Origin of the sequence: Sphingobium sp. SJ10-10, assembly GCF_036038995.2 — a bacterium.
Classification (GTDB): Bacteria; Pseudomonadota; Alphaproteobacteria; order Sphingomonadales; family Sphingomonadaceae; genus Sphingobium.
The window spans coordinates 2,077,343-2,096,830 of record NZ_CP158132.1 but is presented as its reverse complement, the minus strand read 5'-3'; the positions used below and the strand labels follow the sequence as shown (position 1 = coordinate 2,096,830).

The window sequence follows — 19,488 nt, the reverse complement described above, 5'->3', positions numbered from 1 at the left end:
TGGATGGTCAGCGGCTGGGCCCTGTCGGCCGCAGCGTTAAAAAGACAGGAAGTTCAGGCAGCTGAGCACTGTGAAATGAAATAGGGGAAGGGCGTGGGACCGGCTCGGCGGCCATGCCCCCTGCTGAAATAAGGTACACATCAAATGAACATGCCCATCATGTCGCGTCCTGCAGGGGACGCGACAACCCTTCCGTTCGTCCGTGAAGCGGTGCGCCGCCGCTTGTTTGCGGTCGCGCATCAGATCGGCGGATTGATCGATTTCCATCCGCACCACAGGATTCCCGGCACGGAAGGAGGAATCCTGCTAATGGAGCGGAACCTGCTTGTCATGTGCACTTCGCAGTTCCGCCCGCTCGGCTGTGATCTGGCGGAGGAGATCTGCACGCGGCATAGCTTGGACATCCTGCTGCTCCGTTTCGACGCTTACCAGGCGACCTTCGACCTCTGCATGCACAGCCGCAGCTCCTGGCTCAGACACTATCACGGCTGGTCCGCTGACGGAGAGATCTGGTTTGTTCCGCATGTGGATGATGGCAGCCCCTATCTGAGAGCCGGTCGATACGGCCTCCTTCTTACCGATCATCCACCCTTTGCCAGCGCCCGGCAGCGCGAAGCAGGTCTCGCCGCTATTTGCCCATGGAATGCGCTAAGGGAGGTCCGGGCATGACCACGAAGACTAAGACGAAGGCGGCGGCAAAGCCCGAACCCGAGGCGCTGTCCCGCTATATCGCCGATGCGAGCGATCATCCCGAATTTCGGTACGCCCGGTATTTTTGGAAAGAAAATGGCTCGAAATGCGGGATCAAGACCGCCGTCATGGCGAAGCTTCAGCCCGCAGGTCACCCAGCTGCTCGCCATGACCTGTTGCTGCCTGCAACAGCCGCTGGCGAATATGCGGACCTCGACTTTCTGCTTACGCGCTATGATACGACGCAGCCGCTCATCGAACGCAATGCCTATGTGCAATATACGGTCGATCTTCCGACAGACCGTCCGGTCCACGCTAGTTGGGAGCAGGTCCGCGAATGGGTGATGGGCTACTTCGTGTGTGAGTTGCAGCTCGCTGCCCTGCTGGTGTTGCACATGCCTTTCCGCGCCGGATCCGCCAATGCCAGCCATGTTCACATCCTGTTGCCCGCACGGCGCCTAGGCCCCGATGGATTCGGAATTCATGCGAGAGCGACCTGCTCAGACTCGGGGTTCAAGGATGGACTTGCCAATTGGATGGCATTTCAGGCAACGAAGACACGTCCAACATAACTATCGCGCAGTGTAGTGCCAGAGTTGGTCAGCCGCCTTGCTGTAGTGGCATTCAGGCGTCGCGCCTTAACCCGCATTATCACCGATCGGGCATTTGCGGGTTAAACGCCCGCTATGATGCGGCGACGCTAGAATTGGTATTGCCAGTTCAGGCGACAGCGGGCCCGCCCGGCCATGAGCACGAGCAGCACGTGCTGCCACCTCGATGGCGGCCTCCATGAGTAGCGCAAAGATAATATTGGAGATGCTCAGTGACAACGTGACAACGGCCTTCGCCGTCGAATTGAAAAGCAATGGCCTGCTCCGCTACGCCCTACTGGCTGCGCTTCACAGGCCATTGTTTCATCCGCGCTCATGCGAAACAAATGACTCTGTCCCCGCGGGTGACGATCAGACGCTAAGCTGGATGAGGATGCTCCCCGCCATCTCGCCACGAATGCGGACATGTTCTGGGCGATCCGGGTCGTCCTTCATTTGCGCCAGCAGAGCCGCCGCTGAAGTAGAAGCAGCATGCGAAAACGGCTCTGCGCCGGCAGGCCTGTCAGCCTCAAGCTCCCAGAGCATATCGGTCAACTCGTCGAACCCTTTTCCGACACCCTTGTTGAATTTATTCGCCGCCGGTGAGCGGGGATCGCGGACGAAATAGTTGCGCAGCAGAAAAAACAGCGACCGAATATCGCGAACATCCTGTTCGTGTGAACTGGGCTGAGGGATGGGCCGGGATTGGCGAGCCGCCTCTAAAGCATGGCGGAGAGGAGCGACCGGATCGCGAGCACAGCTGGCCCACGCTACAGCTTGGATCACCGCCAACCAGAGCATGGTCAGCGCGTCGGGACCATGCATACGGTGCAGCGGCCTGCGATACGCATCCTGGGCCCGCGCCAATTGTCCAGCATGGAGTTTTATGTGCCGCGTCCAAGGTTGTGCACGCGTGGCCAACAGGTCGATATAGATATTTGCATATTCTTCGCCGAGGACATCGATGATCCGTCCCTCTTCCATACGAGCGGTCGCCACTTCCGGGTGAGCCTCCAATTGTCGGCGCTCGTCTCCAGTCAGTTCGCGATGTTGTGCAGTCTTGTAAAGATCCAAGACGGAAAGCACACGGCTCGCCTCGGTGGTGAGATAACGCGCAGCGGATGCCTCTGACGTAATCTTACAATTGTTGTGATCGAGGCCATCATGTCCTGTGGGCTCGAAAACTCGCCGAAACCCGTCTTCGCCAGCGCGAATGAGATTGGCGAGCAGATGGTAGCGGGCGAGCAGTTCCAGCACGTCCAGGACTTCCTCGACCGACAGTTCGCCGATCCCTGCCGTGGGGATCGCGATCGAAGCGCTGGCGAGGCGCCCTTCCATGGCCAGCAGAAGAAATGCACGGTCTGCGTTGCCAATCTCCGCGAGATCCACGGCAAGTTCGTGCGGGCAGCCGAGATCGAAGATCTCGCGCATGCGCCGAGCGACGCGACCCTTTCCACCGGTGCGCTTGGTCAGCGTCGCCGCGAGAGATGCAGCGCTGCGACCAAGGTGGCGACAGTCGAAGAGGTGACGCTGGCTAACCAAATGCACCTTGGCGGCCGCAGTAATGTTCGGCGCGGAGGCCGGGATTTGGAAACCCTGGCCCAGTGCTTCTGCCGTATAAGGTGCGATCTTGTGTCCAACTTCGAACGCGAGAATCTCGTCAGCGACAGCTGCGAAGTCGTGATGGTATTTAGTCATGATAGTCCCCAAAAAATGAACGGTCCTCAAAATCGAAAAGATCGCCGTGCTTTGCCAACAAACGATACACTTTGGGGGGAAGCGCATCAGTCGAGGTCTAATGATGCACCGGGGGGAAGCGCATCAGCCGAGATATCTTGCTCTCGACGTCTATAAGCTTGGACCATGTAGAGATTAGATCAAGCGGTTTTTTGGAATAACTGAAAATTTGTCGAAAGCTTCAAAGCTGACTGACCGAATCGCGCTGAGCAACCGTCGATAATGCGGCCATGACAACCGCCGACTTCAAAGCCGATCTCCGCGAAAAAATGGGCGCGCTCCTCAAAACCTCCGGTGAAGTACGCATCGCCGAGGAGGCACGGGTCAGCCTCCTTGAAGATGAAATTCGGGAGGCGCAGACTTGGGCCTTCCGGCGGGCCGCCTATCATGAGCGCGATCGTCGCTGTTATCGGCTCGGTAGTGCTTTTGAACCGGGGGGCGGCTTGGACCTCGATGATGTCGCGCTGACCGGGCTCGACTGCCTCGGCATCCGTGGCGTCCTGCTGGTCGCTGCCACTGCGCGGCGGCATCCAAACCTTCCACTGAGTGGTATGTTGAAGAAGCTTTTTGCGTCCGAGGCAGGCCAGCAGATCCGCGCATGGGGCGCTTGGCGGCGCTGGCACTGGCTCTCCGACCTTTATTGCGCCGAGACCGAGACTTTTCTCAATTCTAAAAAAGGCAAGGATCCGGCCCAGCGCTGGCGTAGCGGCAAGCCGACGGCTGCACAGGAACATATCATCCGAGAAATTGCTCGGCTCCTGCAAATTGATCGGCCTGAGTTTGCACGACGCGGTGACGCCTTTGAGTGGATCAAAGCTGCTGGCGGCAATCCCCGCTTTCATGAGCCGCCATCCCTTCCGGATTTGCCGGAAACCGGTGAATGAAGATGCGAGATCATCAGAAGGAAGCACCCGGAGCAGCTGAGCTCTACGTCGCGGACACGGCGCTGCTCGCTACTGGCGCAGCAACGCTGCGCACTCTCCGGCGGGAGCATGCTCAGCTCACATCAGCCTTTGTAGCAGTGACCAAGGGCGCAGCCACAGCGGAAACGCTGGAACAGGCGGGCGCCGTTCATTGCAGGCTGACCGAACTCGAGCAGTTGTTTGCTGACAATATCGAAGAACTCCAGGCCCTGATCTGCTCTGGTTCGCACCCCGCCAAAGCTGTCTAGCCGAATCGCCCGGCCCGGTGAGCGTAAAGCTTACGCCATGAAAAAATCAGCAGATATTGAGGGGCAGCACGAAAAATGCACACGACGCAACGCACCACCACCACCACCACGTCGCACGGCATCGCCGATGCCAGCTCGCGAGAAAAGATATCGCTCTTCGATGGACAGATTTTGGAAGGCGCCCGGCCCGAGGTGACCCGCGCTGGGGCCGATATCATCAAGCTAGATCGAAAAATCACCAACGCTGTCCAGCGCCAGAAGGGAATCAATCTCAGTCCGGCGGATCTCGATGTGCTTACCCTCGTCGGTGTCTTGGAATTGCTGGGAGCAGCTAGGAACATAGTAATAAAGGAAAATGCACAATGGCGATCCCGGGCGGCCTCTACGCCAGAGGCGGATATTATCTCGACCACCTCAAAGGGAAAGGGGGTAAGCTCGCAAGCTCCAAGCTGTACATCTGCTGGTACGACAAGAACGCAGGTCGGATCCGACGCAAGAGCACAGGCACGAGCGATGTTCGGCTAGCCAGCGAGGCGCTCGACCAGCATTTTCTGGACGCCACCAAACCGTCGCCGCCTGCTGCCGTAGAGGCTTATACGGTTAGCAAGGCCATGACAGACTATTGGCTCACGACGGGTCGTAAGCGCGTCAGTTCCGACGCCATCCGCGCGAGACTGAAGCTCTTTTCGAGATTCCTCGATCATGAGGTGGAAAGCGACCGCATGCGGGATCCCATTCTTCCTATGGATCTCGACGATGATGTCATTGATCGTTTCCGCTGTTGGGGCGTCACTGACCCCATCCTGACGCGTAAACGCGGCCCCTCTGGCGAATGGACAGTTTCGAGCCGGCCCCGGGCCGTATCAACCGTCGAAGAAAGTGTGATTCAGCTCAAGGCGGCGCTGAATTATGCGGCGGTGAAGGGACGGGCAGCGGTCCCACAGCTCAAGCATCTGACCCGCGACGAAGTGACTGCTCCGCGCACCTTTAGGCTTTCGATCGAGATGCTAGCCAAAATGCTGGATTACACCGCCACGGGGGCAGGAAAATACGCGGGACATGTTGATCGCCTGGTTCCGCTCAGGAGGTACCTCATCGGGGCGATCTCTACGCTGGCAAGACCTGATGCAATTATGGACATGTCCGTGCTGAGCGACCGGTCTCAATGGTATGCCGATGCCATGGTCTTTGATTTGAATCCGGCAGGCCGGATCCAAACCCGCAAGAGGCGAGCGGTCCTTCCTATCCCACCAATGCTCGATCAGTGGCTCCGGGCTACTGATGGTCAGTTTGTGTGCCGCGAGGTCGCCCGACGTGACTCGGACGGGACGGAATGGATTGAGCAGATACCTGTCGCATCGGTCAAGAAGGCATGGAGCGCCATGGCGCAGGACTTGGGGATCCCGAAAGGTTGGGGGCCAAAGCTCATCAGGCATTCAGTTGCGACGATCATCACGAAAAATCGGGTCGACCTGATCGAACTCGAAATGGCGCTTGGGCACCGCGTGCTGAAAAAGACCACCGGGATCTATGCAATCTTCGATCCCGATTATCTCAGCACCGTCCGGTCCTGCATCACTTCCCTCTGGGAGGAACTGGAACGTTTATGCGAACATCCCTTGCACGCACCCCTCACGCAAGTCGGCGAGGATGGGCGTCGGCGACGGGTATAGTATGCCCCGGTAAAATCAGACTGGCCGAGGGGCCCGTGCCCAAATCCAGCTTTTTGTAATCGATGCATCGGTTGCCCAATGTCTAATTATTTTCTCATGCCGGTAATCGCCTTTGGCGCTTCAGCCACCGCTTCCTGCACGGCCTGCTCCATCGCGGCAATCTCGGGATCGGTTAGTTCCTCGAACTGACCGCGCTTGCTTTTGGAAAGACGGCCGCCGTTCTGAAGCATCAGGCGGATCAGCAACGCGGCGCGGCGATCCGGCATATCGACGATTGTGCGGACCCCTTCCATCGCGTGGTCAAACATAGCCTGGAAGCCCAGTTCTTCGCGCAGGTCCGTACGGACGGCATCGACCACGCGGTCATAGAGATATTCGGCGAGAGAGGTGGCGTCGAAGAAGCGATAGAGCAGCGCGGTGTCGTTGCGGACAGCGATTTCGCGCTCGCTCGTCCAGCCCCAGTCTATTGCGCTGAGCAGGGGCGTGGAGAAGCTCTCCAGCACCGCGTCATAGCTGCGCTGATCTCGGACGATGGCGGCCGACACCGGAAAGATCATGGTGTCTGGGCTGAAACCTGTCTTGCTCAGGACGTGATGAACGATGAAACGGTGGATGCGACCGTTGCCGTCCTCGAACGGGTGAATGAAGACAAAGGCGAATGCGGAGACCGCCGCCGCAACGACGGATTCGATCCCATCGGCGAGCATCCGCTCCGTCAGCGCCATCCAGCCCGTCATCAACGAGGGAACGTCTTCAGGTCGGGGGCAGATGAAATACACCTCCTCGCGCAGATCAACGGTCGTCTCGCCGACAAAATTCTGGAAGCTGCGCCAGTCTGTCGCAGCATAGCGGCGATCAACGATCGCATTCTGCAGCCGAACGATCGCTTCCTTGTCGCCCGTGTCAAAGCGGGAGGCGGAGCGCAGCGCCGCGACGAACCGCTCGGTCCGATCCGGGCTGGGCGCCTCTCCCTCAATCGCGAAGGATGCGCGCGTCTCCTTGGTGAAGAGATGCCGTACCGCGCGGGCAAGCACGGCCTGATCAAAGCCTTCGATGATCGCGCGAGCTTCGGCATCGATATGAAGGCCAATCTGACCTTCCAGCTTGGCCGTGCGGCGCACCGTCGGGCACAGGTCCGGCGTGCCGAGCAGATTATCGATAACGCGATGCCGCGACGAGTTCCGCCTTGCCCCGACGACATGCTTCTGCGCATCGAGCGCCTCGACATAGTTGCCGGCCGCGGCATCGGGAACGTCGAGACGTTTGCCGGTCAGATACTCATAGAAGAACCAGGCGCGCCGCGCGTAGCTGCCGCTCGGCTCGGTGCGCACCCATGCCGCGACGACCTCGGCGTCCATGGCAAAGAAGGTTGCGACCAGCACTCCCAGATCTAGGGGCTCATAGCGCAGGGCAAAGCGCAGGTTGGCGACGATGTCGTCACCAGTCGCATAGGAGCGCGGGTAGAATTCCACAATACGGCTGCCAATCACTTCGGTGCGCCGTGCTCCCGCGACGAGATAGCTTTCGGTATGAAGCGCCCCGGCTTTTCAGGAGGCTCCAACTTGTGAGAAGGAGCATCCGTGATGAGCAAGACGACGAACAAATTTTCTCCTGAGGTCCGGGAGCGCGCGGTCCGTATGGTCGCGGAGCAGCGAGCTGAATATGGCTCGGAATGGGAAGTGATGAAGTCGATCGCGGCGAAGATCGGCTGCTCGCTGGAGACGCTGCGCCGCTGGTGCCGTGAGGAGGCGAGCCGACGAGCGGGGCCAGCGGCGCTTGCCACGGATGACCGGGAACGGCTGAGGTTACTTGAGCGCGAAGTGAAGGAACTGCGCCGGGCCAACGAGATTTTGCGCAAGGCATCAGCATATTTTGCGATGGCGGAGCTCGACCGCCCCGGAAGATGATGATGGCGTTTATCGACGCCCATCGCGAGGATTTGGGGATCGAGCCGATTTGCCGCGAACTGGCGATCGCCCCTTCCTCCTACCATGAACATGCCGCACGCCGTGCCGATCCTGGGAGGCGTCCGGCACGTACCCGGCGCGATGAGGAGATCAGGGAGCAGATCAAGCGGGTCCATGAGGCCAGCTTCGGCCTCTATGGCGCACGCAAGGTCTGGCACCAGATGCGGCGTGACGGCATCATGGTGGCGAAATGCACGGTGGAACGATTGATGCGCGCCATGGGACTGGCGGGCGTCCGGCGTGGAAAGAAGACGATCACCACCATCAGCAACCCGAAGGCGCCGTGTCCGCTGGACAAGGTCAATCGGGAGTTTCGCGTCAGCCGACCCAACGCTCTGTGGGTCGTCGATTTCACCTACGTGCACACTTGGGCCGGCTTCGTCTACGTCGCCTTCGTGATTGACGCTTTTGCCCGACGGATCGTGGGGTGGAAGGTCAGCACGTCAGCCACTGCAGGCTTCGTTCTGGATGCCCTGGAGCAGGCGATTCATGCCCGCAGGCCAGGTCCCGATGACGGGCTGATCCACCATAGCGACAGGGGAGTTCAATACCTTGCCATGAACTACACCCAGCGCTTGGCTGAAGCCAAGCTCGTTCCCTCGGTTGGCAGCGTCGGCGACAGCTACGATAACGCCTTGGCCGAGACGATCAACGGCCTTTACAAGGCCGAGGTCATCTGGCGGCAGCGGTCATGGCCAAGCGTTTCGGCCGTGGAAATGGCAACGCTGCGCTGGGTCGATTGGTACAACAATCACCGGCTCTTCGGCCCTATCGGGCACATCCCGCCCGCTGAGGCCGAAGACAATTACTATGCAGCCCTCGAGAACCTCGATATGGCTGCATAGCCCAATGAAAACTGCCTCCTGAAAAGCCGGGGCGCTTCAGTATAAGGCATTGGGCTTTGCGGCGCGAAAGTCGCTCGCAGCCACATATGGCCTAGCATGGCCCGATCATCAGCTGCCCGTTCCCTCATGGGAGAATGTTTAGCGCTGTGCGAGAATGATTACTAACAGCATGTGCCATTCAGGGTGAATTATAATGTACCATGGCTGCATTAGTTGAGCGATGGGCATCGCGGCGTTCGGCAAGCGGCGTGGGGAGCAGATGAAGGCTCAGTCATCCAAGACCCTGCGGGCCTCAGAACAGGTGCATCAAATGTAACCACATCCGCCCGTCGTCGAAGGCCGGTCATCCATTCTGCAAAGCATCCCAACGATTTTAGACGTAAAGGCGCGGGAACAATATCTCCAGGGTGTCACTCGGAAAGCGGAGGGAGACCGGGCCCTTTGGTGTTTCGGAGGCGAGAAGCCCCTCATCAGTAAGTTGCTTGAGGATCCGACGGGCGGAACGCTCGGGTAACCGGGTGATCCGTTCTGCCTCTCCGCGGTCGAACTCTCCGCGGATCAGCACTTCCTGTAGAAGGCGGGTACTTTCTTTTGGGAGCGTCGGGCTGAGCGCAACATATCGGTCAAGTCGTTTGGCCAGCACGTCAAGTTCGAACAGGCTCGACATGTATGTCAACTGATCGAGACATACTTTAAGGAACCATGTCGCGAAAAGCTCCAATCCCTTCAGCGATAGATGTCCGCGACCGTCACGCCTCCTGCCGGACCTCGTCTGCCCAAGCCATATGCCTTATATTCGCTGCGCCCATCAAGCCCAGGCTCCAGCCCACGTGCCAATCCGCGAGAAATCGACCACAGGCCATGGGCGCCAATCCCAGCCTTGTGCGCCATGGCGTGGCTCATGAGGCGGCTCACCCGGCCGTTGCCATCCGGGAAAGGGTGGATCCAGTTGAAGCGATGATGCGCGGTCGCCATGGCCAGAACGCGCTTCGCCTTTCCAGCGCCGACTCCCTGCAGAATGCGTTCGGGAGCAGGCTCAAAAGCGAAGCGTAGATTAAAATAATCCATGAACGCGGGCACGCATCGGCTGATCGGCGGCAGGTGTCGGCCGATCTCGACGTCTTGGTCAGGCCCCGATCGCCATTCTCCGGGCGTTATGATGAAGGATCGATCGCCACTGCGGACGGTCAGCATTTCGGGTGATGCATCCCTGTAAAATTGCCAGTGTAGTTCGCGGATATAATCCGTATCGGCAGGGTCGGGGAGGGTGCCGCTTGCCGCTTGCCGCTTGTCGATCGATATGTTCCTGCAAGTGATAGTGCGCGACAGCTTCCTGCTGCAGATCACGTTGCCCTTCATCCCTTGCGCCGCCCAGCGCTCGTTCGATGTCGCGTGGACGTGTGTTGTGGCCTTCGATAAGATTGCTGTAATAGGTATTCATTAACCGCACGAGGTCGGCGAGATTGGACGCGGTTTTAGGGTGAAGCGATCGCCCAAGGCCCTCTGCGCTGGCCGCGACTTCGGCAATCAGATCGGGCAAGTCTCCGCTTAATGTATCGATCCGCGCAAGCTCGATCCGGCGCGGACTTTCATCAGGCTGGTCAGCGATCATCTGGCCGATCTTAGCGATCGAAATGAATCAGGGAAATTGGCGGATTTTTGAGTAGTAGAGAGATGGGGTTGAGCTTTTTTGGCCGATCGTCTGGCCGATAGTTTGGTCGGTTCAATCTATGGGCGGGTTTGCTCAAAAAACCTCCGACCTGCTGGTTCGGCTTCAACTCAGTTTGTTGATGGACTCGTGCATGTACTTGACGCTGATGCTGGAATGGCGCTGGATCGACGCCCTCGATGCTCCACGGCATCTGAAGGGCGGTTTGGATGCGAGGGCATAGAGCGAGGGCCGGAGGTAGCGGCCAATCAGGACGGGAACAGAATTGTGCCGTAATCCTGGGCACCATGCAGAATATGGATGATGACCACTTTCTCCACCTCGACCCGATAGAAGATCAGATAATTGCCATGCCCGCGACGCCGCACGCCCATCGCTTCATAGCGCGGCACAAGCGGGAAGCGTTCGGACAGGTCCCCTAGACCAAGACATTTCTCGCGCAACTCACGCAGGAAGCTGATCGCCCGTGTTGAATTGTCTCGCGCGATATAGTCGCCGATCGTCTCAAGATCATGTTCGGCTTCGGCCGAAAGATGGACGATCATCAGGAGCCGGTACCCATGGCGCGATATTTGGCTTCAAGGCGATCGAACACGGCTTCCGCCGGCGTCGTGTTGCTAGCATCGGCATCGGCAAGCCCGCGCGCAATCGATGCATCAAGGGCGGCAAGGCGGGTTTCCCGGTCCTGAATAAGCCGCACCCCTTCGCGCAGCACTTCACTTTTCGAATTGTAGCGTCCCGTCGCGACTAGACTGGCGACGAAGGTTTCAAGCTGTTGTCCGAGGTCCGCGCTAATCATATGGATGGCTCCTTTGCGCCACTTATAACATTTTATCAATAGTTGATAAAGGCGGCAAACTTGGTGCCGGAACGATTTTTTTGGAAAGCATGGGTTCGTTCGACCGCATGCTGGCGCATCCGTTCGCGGTTGAATACGCAACGCAGCACGCCGATTTGAGGTGCCGACCGCGGGCTCCTCCCAAATGGGGCGGAGCACGTCCATCACGCGCGGATGCATCGGCACTGACCGAATGATGGCATTCTTAGTGTGATTGAGGCGGATCCCAGACAAAAGGCGCAATATGATGTCGGACACTGCGCGGAAGTTCGAACGCGCAAACAGCCTCAATGTGGGAAGCCCGCTGCACAGGATCTGCCGCGCACGTCGGGGAGGGGGCCAGGCATCCCTTGTCGAACTAAATGGAACCTCGTACTTCCTGAACCAGCGTCAGCGTGCTCAGCCGCGCGAGCAACGTGGCTGACCAGCGCTCGCCGAGGAGTCCGGCAGCCGCGGCCGGCCAAGTATCCAACGCACGTTCAACCGTCGTTTTGACCTCGCGAACGATCCACTTGGGGTCTACCCGCAGGAAGCTTGCCACTCGTTCGAACCGGTGGAGGTTGACAGTGTCGAAACTGCGGGTGCCCACGAATGGTAGCGCAAGCGTTTCACGCGGCTGAAACAGGACAGTGGGAACAATGTCGTAGGCTGGCGACAAGCGGACCTGCCCCGGTTCGGGAAAACGGAACGACCAATTCTTGAGATGATTATCGCCGTTGCCGATCAGCACGTCGGCGACAATCCGGCGGATTGCCTCAAGGATGTCGGCGCGCCGGTCGGTACTGAAACGGCTGATCATATTGATGACCGTTTCGGTGGTCGCCATGGTATATTTGCGGTCCCCGACCGCTCCGATGACCTGCCCGGCATCCTCTATGTGTACGCGCGTGTCGTCCGCTGCGCGATCGAACCGATCGACAACCAATATCTGCTCTCCGTGCTCGAGCATCTCGTCGGGCACACCTGTGACGGCGGCACGCGGCATGAGTCGACAAGTCGCTGTCTCGACGCCGATCATGCCCGCGAGAGTCATCGCGCCATGCTCGGCTTCGGGAAGCCCCCGAAAGCTATCGTTCGCTACCTTGATGATGCAGCGACCCGTGTCGCCTCGGGCAGGGAGCGTAAGCCGTTCGCCTTCGACATTGGCAGTGAACTTGAGCTGGACACCGGCGAGGGAAAATTTGACCACTCCTTTCGGGGCCGCTGCCCGGAAGCCCTTTATCGACAGCAAATCGAGAGGACCGGCCGAGGTTGGCGTATCGGTTTCAGCCGTTACGAACACGGCGCCGGGAAGGTCGGCGCCCAGTCGGGTGAGCACATCGAACTGGTCATGATCCCCCGCTCCCATTTCGGTCAGCACCAGCTCGCGAAGCGCGCCTTCGGGAAGCAGCCCGGCAAACCAGGGCGGGATCGAGCCGTGCAGGCCGATCTTGTCGCCACGAGCGGCCAGTCGATCGCGGGTGCTGACGTCTGACATCGGATCGTACCAGCCAAGGCTGAGTGTCGGTCGTGCCACATCGCGGAGATAAGCTTCGGACACTGTAAAAGCGACCGCGCCATCGGCATCGCGCGCGAGCGTTCCCACTTTGACTGGTCCAAGCTTCGCATCAAGCAGGTTAACGCCGAGGATCGCGGGAGCTTTCGCCATCTAACGCTCCTCCCCTTCATCCTCACTGAGATCGACGAAAAGTTCGTCGAAGGCAGACCGCACCGGCTGGTTGAAGTCGATGCCGCTCGCGCCTTCGACCTGCTCACGAATCGCGTTGGCTTGGGCGCGTGGTACCAACACCGGAACCAAATCGAGGGCGTCGCAGACCTCAGCGAAGAGGGTAAGGCGGTCGCGGCCCCAGCGGCTGCCACTCAGATCGCGTTCGAGCTCAGAGATGCGCGCGCGATCGCGACCAAGCCGCTGGGCCAAACCACGTTGACTCATCGAACGCCGATCACGCCAGTGGCGAAGCTGGTCGCCTAACACGGAAAATAGGTCCTTATTCATGCGGAATTCCGCCTCGTTGCAGGTTGGTGTGCGAAATATCGTTACCGGTCGATTGCAAAAAGCTCAAGCGGGATTCCGCTTTCATAGTAATGGGCGTGCGATATTCCGCTCATACTACCATTCTGAGCCTCTCCAAGCCGCCTTGGTTGCGGGATCCCTAGAACGACCACGGGGGCGATGACTGGCGGGACACCGGGCAGTTTACCCCTCACGGTTGAGGGCGAAGTAACTTGGCACAGCACGGAGGCCATCTGGGGCAACCGAAGCGTCGATCTTCTGGAGCTTGAGATTGCGTCTCACCAAGGCATGTCTCCAATCGCTGCGCGATCTTCGATCTGAGCACTATCAGAGAGGGGAATGAGGAGGTGGCGCTGACCTCAGTTGGAAGGTTGGTGGGCCCTTCACGCAAGCCTCACGCAAGGTCCCGGCCATGCCACCGTGCAAAGAGCAAAGAAAAAGCCCGCCAAGTCATTGACCTAGCGGGCTTTTCCATGGTGGGCGTGGCAAGGATTGAACTTGCGACCCCTGCGATGTCAACACAGTGCTCTACCACTGAGCTACACGCCCACGGTGGAGTGGGCCAATAGCGGGGGGCGGCAGGCAGCGCAAGCGGGAAATTGAGCGCTCCCGCTATTCTTCTGGACAGCAGCCCGCCAAGCCATATGCTGCGGTGCGAAAAAGGGGACGCCAACCACCATGTTGCCATCGACCATGCCGTCCGATCAGGCCGTCGTGCGCCTGCCATTCTATCGCCAGCTCTACGTCCAGGTGCTGATCGCCATCGGGCTGGGCGTGGGGATCGGGCATTTCTTTCCGGAAACCGGCGTGGCGCTCCAGCCCCTGGGTGAAGCCTTCATCAAGCTGGTCAAGATGATCATCGCGCCGGTCATCTTCCTCACCATCGTGACCGGCGTGGCGGGGATGAAGGAACTGGGCGCAATCGGCCGGGTGGCGGCCAAGGCGTTCGCCTATTTCCTGACCTTTTCCACTCTGGCGCTGATCGTCGGGCTGATCGTCGCCAATGTCGTGCATCCGGGCGCGGGCCTCAATATCGATCCGGCGACGCTGGATGCCGGCAAGGTGGCCGAATATCAGCAGCAGGCGCACAGCCGGACGCTGACCGGCTTCCTGATGGACATCATCCCCGGCACGCTGATTTCGGCCGTGGCGGACGGGCATAATATCCTGCAGGTGCTGTTCGTCGCGATCCTGTTCGGCATCGCGCTCACCATGATCGGGGAGAAGGCCGATCCGCTGATGACCGTGCTCGAATCGGCCAGCCATGCCATCTTCAAGCTGGTATCCTTCCTGATGAAGGCCGCACCTTTGGGCGCATTCGGCGCGATGGCCTTCACCATCGGCAAATATGGCGTGGGGGCGCTGGCCAATCTGGCGGGGCTGGTGGCGACCTTCTATCTCACCTCGCTACTGTTCGTGCTGGTGGTGCTGGGCGTGGTGGCGCGGCTGGCGGGGTTCAACATCCTGCATCTGATCCGCTATCTGAAGGCGGAACTGCTGTTGGTGCTCGGCACCTCCTCCTCCGAAGCGGCGCTGCCGAGCCTGATCGAGAAAATGGAGCGCGCCGGATGCCGGAAATCGGTGGTCGGACTGGTGGTGCCGACGGGCTACAGCTTCAACCTCGACGGCACCAACATCTACATGACGCTGGCGGCGCTGTTCATCGCGCAGGCGACCAATGTCCATCTGAGCCTGGAGGAGCAATTGCTGCTGCTGCTGGTCGCCATGCTCTCCAGCAAGGGGGCGGCGGGCGTGACGGGGGCGGGCTTCATCACTTTGGCAGCGACCCTCTCGATTGTGCCCTCGGTGCCGGTGGCGGGCATGACGCTGATTTTGGGCGTGGACCGTTTCATGAGCGAATGCCGCAGCCTCACCAATTTCATCGGCAACGCGGTGGCGACCGTCGTGGTGTCTGCATGGGAAAAGGGGCTGGACCGCGAGCGATTCGCCGCCGCCATGGCCGGGCAGCCGCTGCCTCCCACGCCTGATATGGAAGAGGTCGTATCGGGCTGAACAGCCCTCAACTGAGTCCGGTCAGGCTTTCCGTGCCGAACATCCGCTCGACCTCCAGCACCAGGTCGCGCAGGTGGAAGGGCTTGGACAGAACCTTTGCCTGCGGCACCGCCTTGCCCGCCTTCAGCGTGACGGCGGCAAAGCCGGTGATGAACATGATCCGCATGTCGGGCGCCACGGCGGCGGCATGTTGGGCGAGCTCGATCCCGTCCATTTCCGGCATGACGATGTCGGTCAGCAACAGGTCGAAACGGTCGCTGTCGATATGGGGCACCGCCTGCGCACCCGTGGCGACGGCGACGACGTCATAGCCCGAACGCTCCAGGGCGCGAGCCAGATAGGCGCGCATGCTTTCATCATCTTCGGCTAGCAGAATTCGAACCATTGCCCCGTACGTCTCGTCCCCAGGCCTTTAAGGCCGCCCCCGGATGCCCCCTTCGCGGATGGCGTGAAGCGGCTATATATGCGACAAGGTGTAAATATTATCCAGCCGAGTAACCATTTTTGGGCGGCGGCCTTTGGAAACGGGCAGGGAAGGAGCTTTTTTGGGACATAGCGCGCCGCCGGTTCCGACCGAAACAACGCCCGCCTATGATCTTTACGAGCCGGATGTTCCTTCCGGCCCGGTCGTCATTTCCGTGCCGCATGCGGGGCGGGATTATGATGAGGCGCTGTTGGCGCAGGCGCGGGTGCGGCAGGATGTGCTGCAAAGGCTGGAGGATCGCTGGGCCGACCTGCTGGCCTATCCGCTGGTCGAACGCGGCTTTCCGGTGCTAGTGGCGCGGGTGCCGCGCGCGACGATCGACCTCAACCGGCATGAGCGGGAAATCGATGCGGGCATGGTCAGCGGCGTTCCGCGGGACATGGCCTTGCAGAGCAGCGTCAAATTGCGCGGAGGGCTGGGCCTGATACCGCGCCGCCTGCCCGGCGCGCATGAACTCTGGCTGCGGTCGCTCGGCTGGGCGGAGGTCGAACGCCGGATCGATCAGTTCCACAGACCCTATCATGCGACGCTGGGCCGGTTGATGCGGGCGGCTCGCGATGCCCATGGCCATGCGATCCTGATCGACCTGCATTCCATGCCGCCGCTGCCGCCGCCCACTGCGGGGCAGGTCGCGCCGGGGCTGGTGCTGGGGGATCGATTCGGGCGCAGCGCTTCGGCCCGGCTAATGACGCTGGCGGCGGACGTGGGGGCGGCCCATGGTCTGACCGTCGCGCAAAATCATCCCTATGCCGGCGACCATATGATCGAGCGCCATGGCCGCCCCGCCCACGGCCTTTACGCGATCCAGTTGGAATGCGACCGGAGCCTCTATCTGGACAGCGCCCTGGATCAGCCGGGGGCTGGGCTTGCCCGCTTGCAGCAAGTGGTGGGCGCCATTGTGAACGCGCTTGCCCATGAACTGCCGCGTTCGACCTACGCTTTGGCGGCGGAATGAATGTCATAAAAATGACATCAAATAGACGCTGAACCGTAACCTGCTTTTCATATTGGCGTCCTGATTTTCAGGGGACCTTCATGAATCGAACCTCCCGATTGGCCGGTGGGCTGGCGATGTGCATCATGCCTTCGCCGGTTGCGGCCCAGGCCATCAGCGAAATCGAAGCCGTCGAACTGAGGGCGCAGATCGCGGCGCTCAAGGCGCAGGTCGAACGGCTGGAAGCGCGGCTCGGCAGCGCGCCGCCGCCGCCTCCCGTTGTCCAGGCCGCTGCCGCCGCGCCGAAGTCCGAAGCGACCAGCATCAGTTGGAAGGGCGGGCCGGTCTTCAGCAAGGGCGCGGCCAGCTTCAAGGTGAAGGGGCGCATCCAATATGACGCCGGGTTGCTGATGACGCCGCAGAGCGTGCAGGACCGGGCCAAGGGCTATTCGAACGAGCTGCGCCGCCTGCGCCTGGGCGGGGAGGGGCAATTGGGCGGCGGTTTCGGTTATAAGCTGGAACTGGAACTGTCCGATAACAGCGTCGATCTGGTCGACACCTTCATCACCTATGAGAAGGACAAGTGGCTGGTTACGCTGGGCAACCATAATGCGTTCCAGTCGCTGGACGAGCTGATCAGCGATACCGGCGGCTCGGTGATGGAGCGCGCCGCCTTTACCGATGCTTTCGGTTTCGAGCGGCGGCTGGGGCTGTCGGCGCAATATCGTTCCGGCATGCTGCTGGCGCAGGCGGGCATCTTCTCCGACAGCGCCGATTCGCTCACCAATGATGCGGATGGGCCGGAGGGGGGCGATGAAAATAACAGCTATGGCGTCGACGGCCGCATCGTGCTGGCGCCCAAGCTGGGCAAGACCCAGTTGCATTTCGGGCTTTCCGGTCATTGGCGGGACTTTCAGCGGTTGTCGGAAACGCCGCAGCGTTACCGCCAGCGCGCCTATCTCCACACCGCCAACAGCCGCTTCCTTTCGACGCCCCGCATGGCGGCGGATGGCGAAACCCATTATGGCGCCGAATTCGCCGGTGCGCGCGGGCCGCTCTGGTGGGCGGGCGAGGCGCATTGGCTGCGTGTGTCGCGGCCTGGCCTGGCCGACCCGACCTTCTTCGGCGGCTATGGCGAAGTCGGCTATGTGCTGACCGGGGAATCGCGGGGCTACAAGAAAGGGATATTCGGCATCGTGAAGCCCGACCGCCCGGTCGGCAGCGGCGGCTGGGGCGCGCTCCAGGCGACTGTGCGCTATGATTATCTCAGCCTCAACGACAAGGACATCGTCGGGGGCACGCAGAACGGCATCATCGCGGCGCTGGTATGGACGCCGGTCGAATATCTGCGTTTCAACGTCAATTACGCGCATCTGGACTATAGCGACGCGGCGATCCTGGCCGGGGGGCGCAATGATTATGGCGTGGATGTCATCGGCTGGCGCGCGGAGCTGGATTTCTGATCCGGTTGGGTTGGGGTGCGGACATGCGATAATATCGTCATCCTAGCTTTCGCTGGGATGACGGAAATGAGGTCTGCCTTCCACCCAAAGTCGCTGTCCAAAGAAAAAGGGCGGCGCTCGAAGGCACCACCCCAATTTCCTCCGGCCGAAGCCAGACAGCGGCCCCGCTTGCGCGGGAACTCGACCGAACTTACTTGAGTTCGACGGTCGCGCCGGCTTCTTCGAGCTGCTTCTTGACCTTCTCGGCCTCGTCCTTGCTGACGCCTTCCTTGATCGCCTTGGGCGCGCCTTCGACGAGCGACTTGGCTTCGGTCAGGCCCAGGCCGGTGATGGCGCGGACTTCCTTGATGACGTTGATCTTCTTGCCACCGTCGCCGGTGAGGATCACGTCGAATTCGGTCTGCTCTTCAGCGGCCGGAGCGGCGGCGGCAGCGGCCGGGCCAGCGACGGCGACGGCAGCGGCGGCCGAAACGCCCCACTTTTCTTCCAGAGCCTTCGAGAGTTCAGCGGCTTCGAGGACGGTCAGGGCCGAGAGCTGATCGACCAGTGCGTTGATGTCTGCCATGTTAGTTTTTCCCTTCTGGGCGGGGCATATGCCCCATAAATTGAGTTGAAAACGTGACTTTCGAAAAAGCCGTGGCCCTTAGGCCGCGTTCTTTTCCGCATAGGCGTTGAAGACCCGCGCGAGCTGCGCAGCCGGCGCCTGGGTGACGGTCGCGAGCTTGGTCGCGGGTGCAACGAGCAGCCCGACGATCTTCGCACGCAGTTCATCCAGCGACGGCATCGAGGCGAGCGCTTTCACGCCCTCCGCGTCCAGCAGCACTTCGCCCATCGCGCCACCAACGATCTCAAGCTTGTCGTTGGTCTTGGCGAATTCGACTGCAACCTTGGCGGCTGCAACCGGATCGGCCGAGGAGGCAAGACCAACCGGGCCGGTCAGCAGGCTGCTGAGGCTGGTATAGTCGGTGCCTTCAAAGGCGATACGAGCGAGGCGGTTCTTCGTAACCTTGTAGGTGCCACCGGCTTCGCGCATCTTCTGACGCAGGACGGTCGACTGGGCGACGGTCATGCCGAGGTTGCGGGTCACGACGACCACGCCAACCTCTGCCAGTTGTGCGTTCAGCGCGGAAACGACCTCAGCTTTCTGATTACGATCCATGCCATTCTCCACTTCATGTCCATCGGACGACCCGATGAACGGCAAAACCCGCGACGAATCGCGGGGCATTGGTCCGAAGGGGAGAGATCGACTGGCCCATATCCTCAAAAGGAACAGGCAGACCCGGACAGGCGCTTGCGCCCGGCCGGCAAAGAACTTTTCCCCGTCTAGGCCGGAAATTAAGAAGGGCATATTCCCTTCACCGACTGTCTCGGACGGAAGACCACCGGCATTGCTACCG

21 protein-coding genes, 1 tRNA gene and 1 other annotated feature are annotated in these 19,488 nt (G+C 60.4%); of the genes, 9 read left to right on the top strand and 13 right to left on the bottom strand.

The annotated features are described in order from the left end of the window. Positions 1 to 144: 144 nt before the first annotated feature. Both VVT58_RS10200 and VVT58_RS10195 read left to right on the top strand, forming a co-directional pair. Positions 145 to 669, top strand: a complete 525-nt coding sequence (locus tag VVT58_RS10200) for a hypothetical protein (RefSeq protein ID WP_327754447.1) — start codon at positions 145 to 147, stop codon at positions 667 to 669. Next, entirely contained in the window at positions 666 to 1,262 is a 597-nt protein-coding gene (locus VVT58_RS10195; protein ID WP_327754448.1) for a hypothetical protein, read from the top strand. Before VVT58_RS10200 ends, VVT58_RS10195 begins: the two co-directional genes overlap by 4 nt. 390 nt (positions 1,263 to 1,652) lie before the next feature. Here VVT58_RS10195 and VVT58_RS10190 read toward each other — a convergent pair whose 3' ends face one another. After that, positions 1,653 to 2,978: a hypothetical protein gene (locus VVT58_RS10190; protein ID WP_327754449.1), complete on the bottom strand. Its 1,326-nt coding sequence runs from the start codon at positions 2,976 to 2,978 to the stop codon at positions 1,653 to 1,655. Positions 2,979 to 3,247: 269 nt separating this feature from the next. On the opposite strand from VVT58_RS10190, the gene VVT58_RS10185 reads away from it, so the two are divergent. The 3 genes from VVT58_RS10185 to VVT58_RS10175 all read left to right on the top strand — a co-directional run bounded on the left by VVT58_RS10185 (position 3,248) and on the right by VVT58_RS10175 (position 5,861). Beyond that, positions 3,248 to 3,901, top strand: coding sequence for a hypothetical protein (locus tag VVT58_RS10185; protein ID WP_327754451.1), 654 nt, complete (start codon positions 3,248 to 3,250; stop codon positions 3,899 to 3,901). Then, positions 3,898 to 4,188: a hypothetical protein gene (locus VVT58_RS10180; RefSeq protein ID WP_327754452.1), complete on the top strand. Its 291-nt coding sequence runs from the start codon at positions 3,898 to 3,900 to the stop codon at positions 4,186 to 4,188. Before VVT58_RS10185 ends, VVT58_RS10180 begins: the two co-directional genes overlap by 4 nt. Positions 4,189 to 4,550: 362 nt before the next feature. After that, entirely contained in the window at positions 4,551 to 5,861 is a 1,311-nt protein-coding gene (locus VVT58_RS10175) for a hypothetical protein (RefSeq protein ID WP_327754453.1), read from the top strand. 86 nt (positions 5,862 to 5,947) lie between these two features. Here VVT58_RS10175 and VVT58_RS10170 read toward each other — a convergent pair whose 3' ends face one another. Further along, complete coding sequence (locus VVT58_RS10170; protein ID WP_351999966.1) at positions 5,948 to 7,333, bottom strand: Fic family protein; 1,386 nt, start codon at positions 7,331 to 7,333, stop codon at positions 5,948 to 5,950. A gap of 111 nt (positions 7,334 to 7,444) precedes the next feature. On the opposite strand from VVT58_RS10170, the gene VVT58_RS10165 reads away from it, so the two are divergent. Beyond that, positions 7,445 to 8,673, top strand: a protein-coding gene (locus tag VVT58_RS10165) for an IS3 family transposase (protein ID WP_327754455.1) whose coding sequence is annotated in 2 segments (ribosomal slippage) — positions 7,445 to 7,733 and positions 7,733 to 8,673 — 1,230 coding nt in all. Because the reading frame shifts where the segments join, the coding sequence is not laid out codon by codon here. Then, positions 7,726 to 7,842: a sequence feature (AL1L pseudoknot), on the top strand. Its footprint overlaps the gene before it by 117 nt. 373 nt (positions 8,674 to 9,046) lie before the next feature. Here the strand turns inward: VVT58_RS10165 and VVT58_RS10160 are convergent. From VVT58_RS10160 to VVT58_RS10125, 8 genes are all read right to left on the bottom strand, one after another. Further along, complete coding sequence (locus tag VVT58_RS10160) at positions 9,047 to 9,340, bottom strand: hypothetical protein (RefSeq protein WP_327754456.1); 294 nt, start codon at positions 9,338 to 9,340, stop codon at positions 9,047 to 9,049. A gap of 59 nt (positions 9,341 to 9,399) precedes the next feature. Then, positions 9,400 to 9,867 (bottom strand): Fic family protein, encoded by a 468-nt coding sequence (locus VVT58_RS10155; protein WP_327754457.1) that lies wholly within the window; start codon positions 9,865 to 9,867, stop codon positions 9,400 to 9,402. Beyond that, positions 9,800 to 10,285, bottom strand: coding sequence for a hypothetical protein (locus tag VVT58_RS10150; RefSeq protein WP_327754458.1), 486 nt, complete (start codon positions 10,283 to 10,285; stop codon positions 9,800 to 9,802). The genes VVT58_RS10155 and VVT58_RS10150 overlap by 68 nt, the downstream gene beginning before the upstream one ends. Positions 10,286 to 10,590: 305 nt before the next feature. Further along, a complete protein-coding gene (locus VVT58_RS10145) occupies positions 10,591 to 10,887 on the bottom strand; it encodes a type II toxin-antitoxin system RelE/ParE family toxin (protein ID WP_327754459.1) in 297 nt (98 codons plus the stop codon). Beyond that, on the bottom strand, positions 10,887 to 11,141 hold the full coding sequence (locus VVT58_RS10140) for a type II toxin-antitoxin system ParD family antitoxin (RefSeq protein WP_327754460.1): 255 nt from the start codon (positions 11,139 to 11,141) through the stop codon (positions 10,887 to 10,889). The genes VVT58_RS10145 and VVT58_RS10140 overlap by 1 nt, the downstream gene beginning before the upstream one ends. Before the next feature lie 397 nt (positions 11,142 to 11,538). After that, positions 11,539 to 12,828: a type II toxin-antitoxin system HipA family toxin gene (locus tag VVT58_RS10135; protein WP_327754461.1), complete on the bottom strand. Its 1,290-nt coding sequence runs from the start codon at positions 12,826 to 12,828 to the stop codon at positions 11,539 to 11,541. Then, positions 12,829 to 13,176, bottom strand: coding sequence for a helix-turn-helix transcriptional regulator (locus VVT58_RS10130; protein WP_327754462.1), 348 nt, complete (start codon positions 13,174 to 13,176; stop codon positions 12,829 to 12,831). A 492-nt stretch (positions 13,177 to 13,668) separates the two neighbouring features. Further along, positions 13,669 to 13,743, bottom strand: a tRNA-Val gene (locus tag VVT58_RS10125). A 129-nt stretch (positions 13,744 to 13,872) separates the two neighbouring features. On the opposite strand from VVT58_RS10125, the gene VVT58_RS10120 reads away from it, so the two are divergent. Further along, complete coding sequence (locus VVT58_RS10120; protein WP_327754463.1) at positions 13,873 to 15,207, top strand: dicarboxylate/amino acid:cation symporter; 1,335 nt, start codon at positions 13,873 to 13,875, stop codon at positions 15,205 to 15,207. Between the two features lie 7 nt (positions 15,208 to 15,214). Here the strand turns inward: VVT58_RS10120 and cpdR are convergent, their stop codons facing one another. Next, positions 15,215 to 15,592, bottom strand: a complete 378-nt coding sequence (cpdR, locus tag VVT58_RS10115) for a cell cycle two-component system response regulator CpdR (protein WP_267250556.1) — start codon at positions 15,590 to 15,592, stop codon at positions 15,215 to 15,217. 160 nt (positions 15,593 to 15,752) lie between these two features. Here cpdR and VVT58_RS10110 point away from each other — a divergent pair, with 160 nt between their 5' ends. Continuing rightward, positions 15,753 to 16,646, top strand: a complete 894-nt coding sequence (locus VVT58_RS10110) for an N-formylglutamate amidohydrolase (protein ID WP_327754464.1) — start codon at positions 15,753 to 15,755, stop codon at positions 16,644 to 16,646. Positions 16,647 to 16,726: 80 nt separating this feature from the next. Then, positions 16,727 to 18,088 carry a porin gene (locus VVT58_RS10105; protein ID WP_327754465.1) on the top strand — a complete coding sequence of 454 codons (1,362 nt, stop codon included), beginning with the start codon at positions 16,727 to 16,729 and terminating at the stop codon, positions 18,086 to 18,088. Between the two features lie 190 nt (positions 18,089 to 18,278). On the opposite strand, the gene rplL is transcribed toward VVT58_RS10105, so the two are convergent. Then, a complete protein-coding gene (gene rplL / locus VVT58_RS10100; protein WP_066554860.1) occupies positions 18,279 to 18,653 on the bottom strand; it encodes a 50S ribosomal protein L7/L12 in 375 nt (124 codons plus the stop codon). Between the two features lie 78 nt (positions 18,654 to 18,731). Further along, entirely contained in the window at positions 18,732 to 19,247 is a 516-nt protein-coding gene (gene rplJ, locus VVT58_RS10095; RefSeq protein WP_087574433.1) for a 50S ribosomal protein L10, read from the bottom strand. Between the last annotated feature and the right edge of the window lie 241 nt (positions 19,248 to 19,488).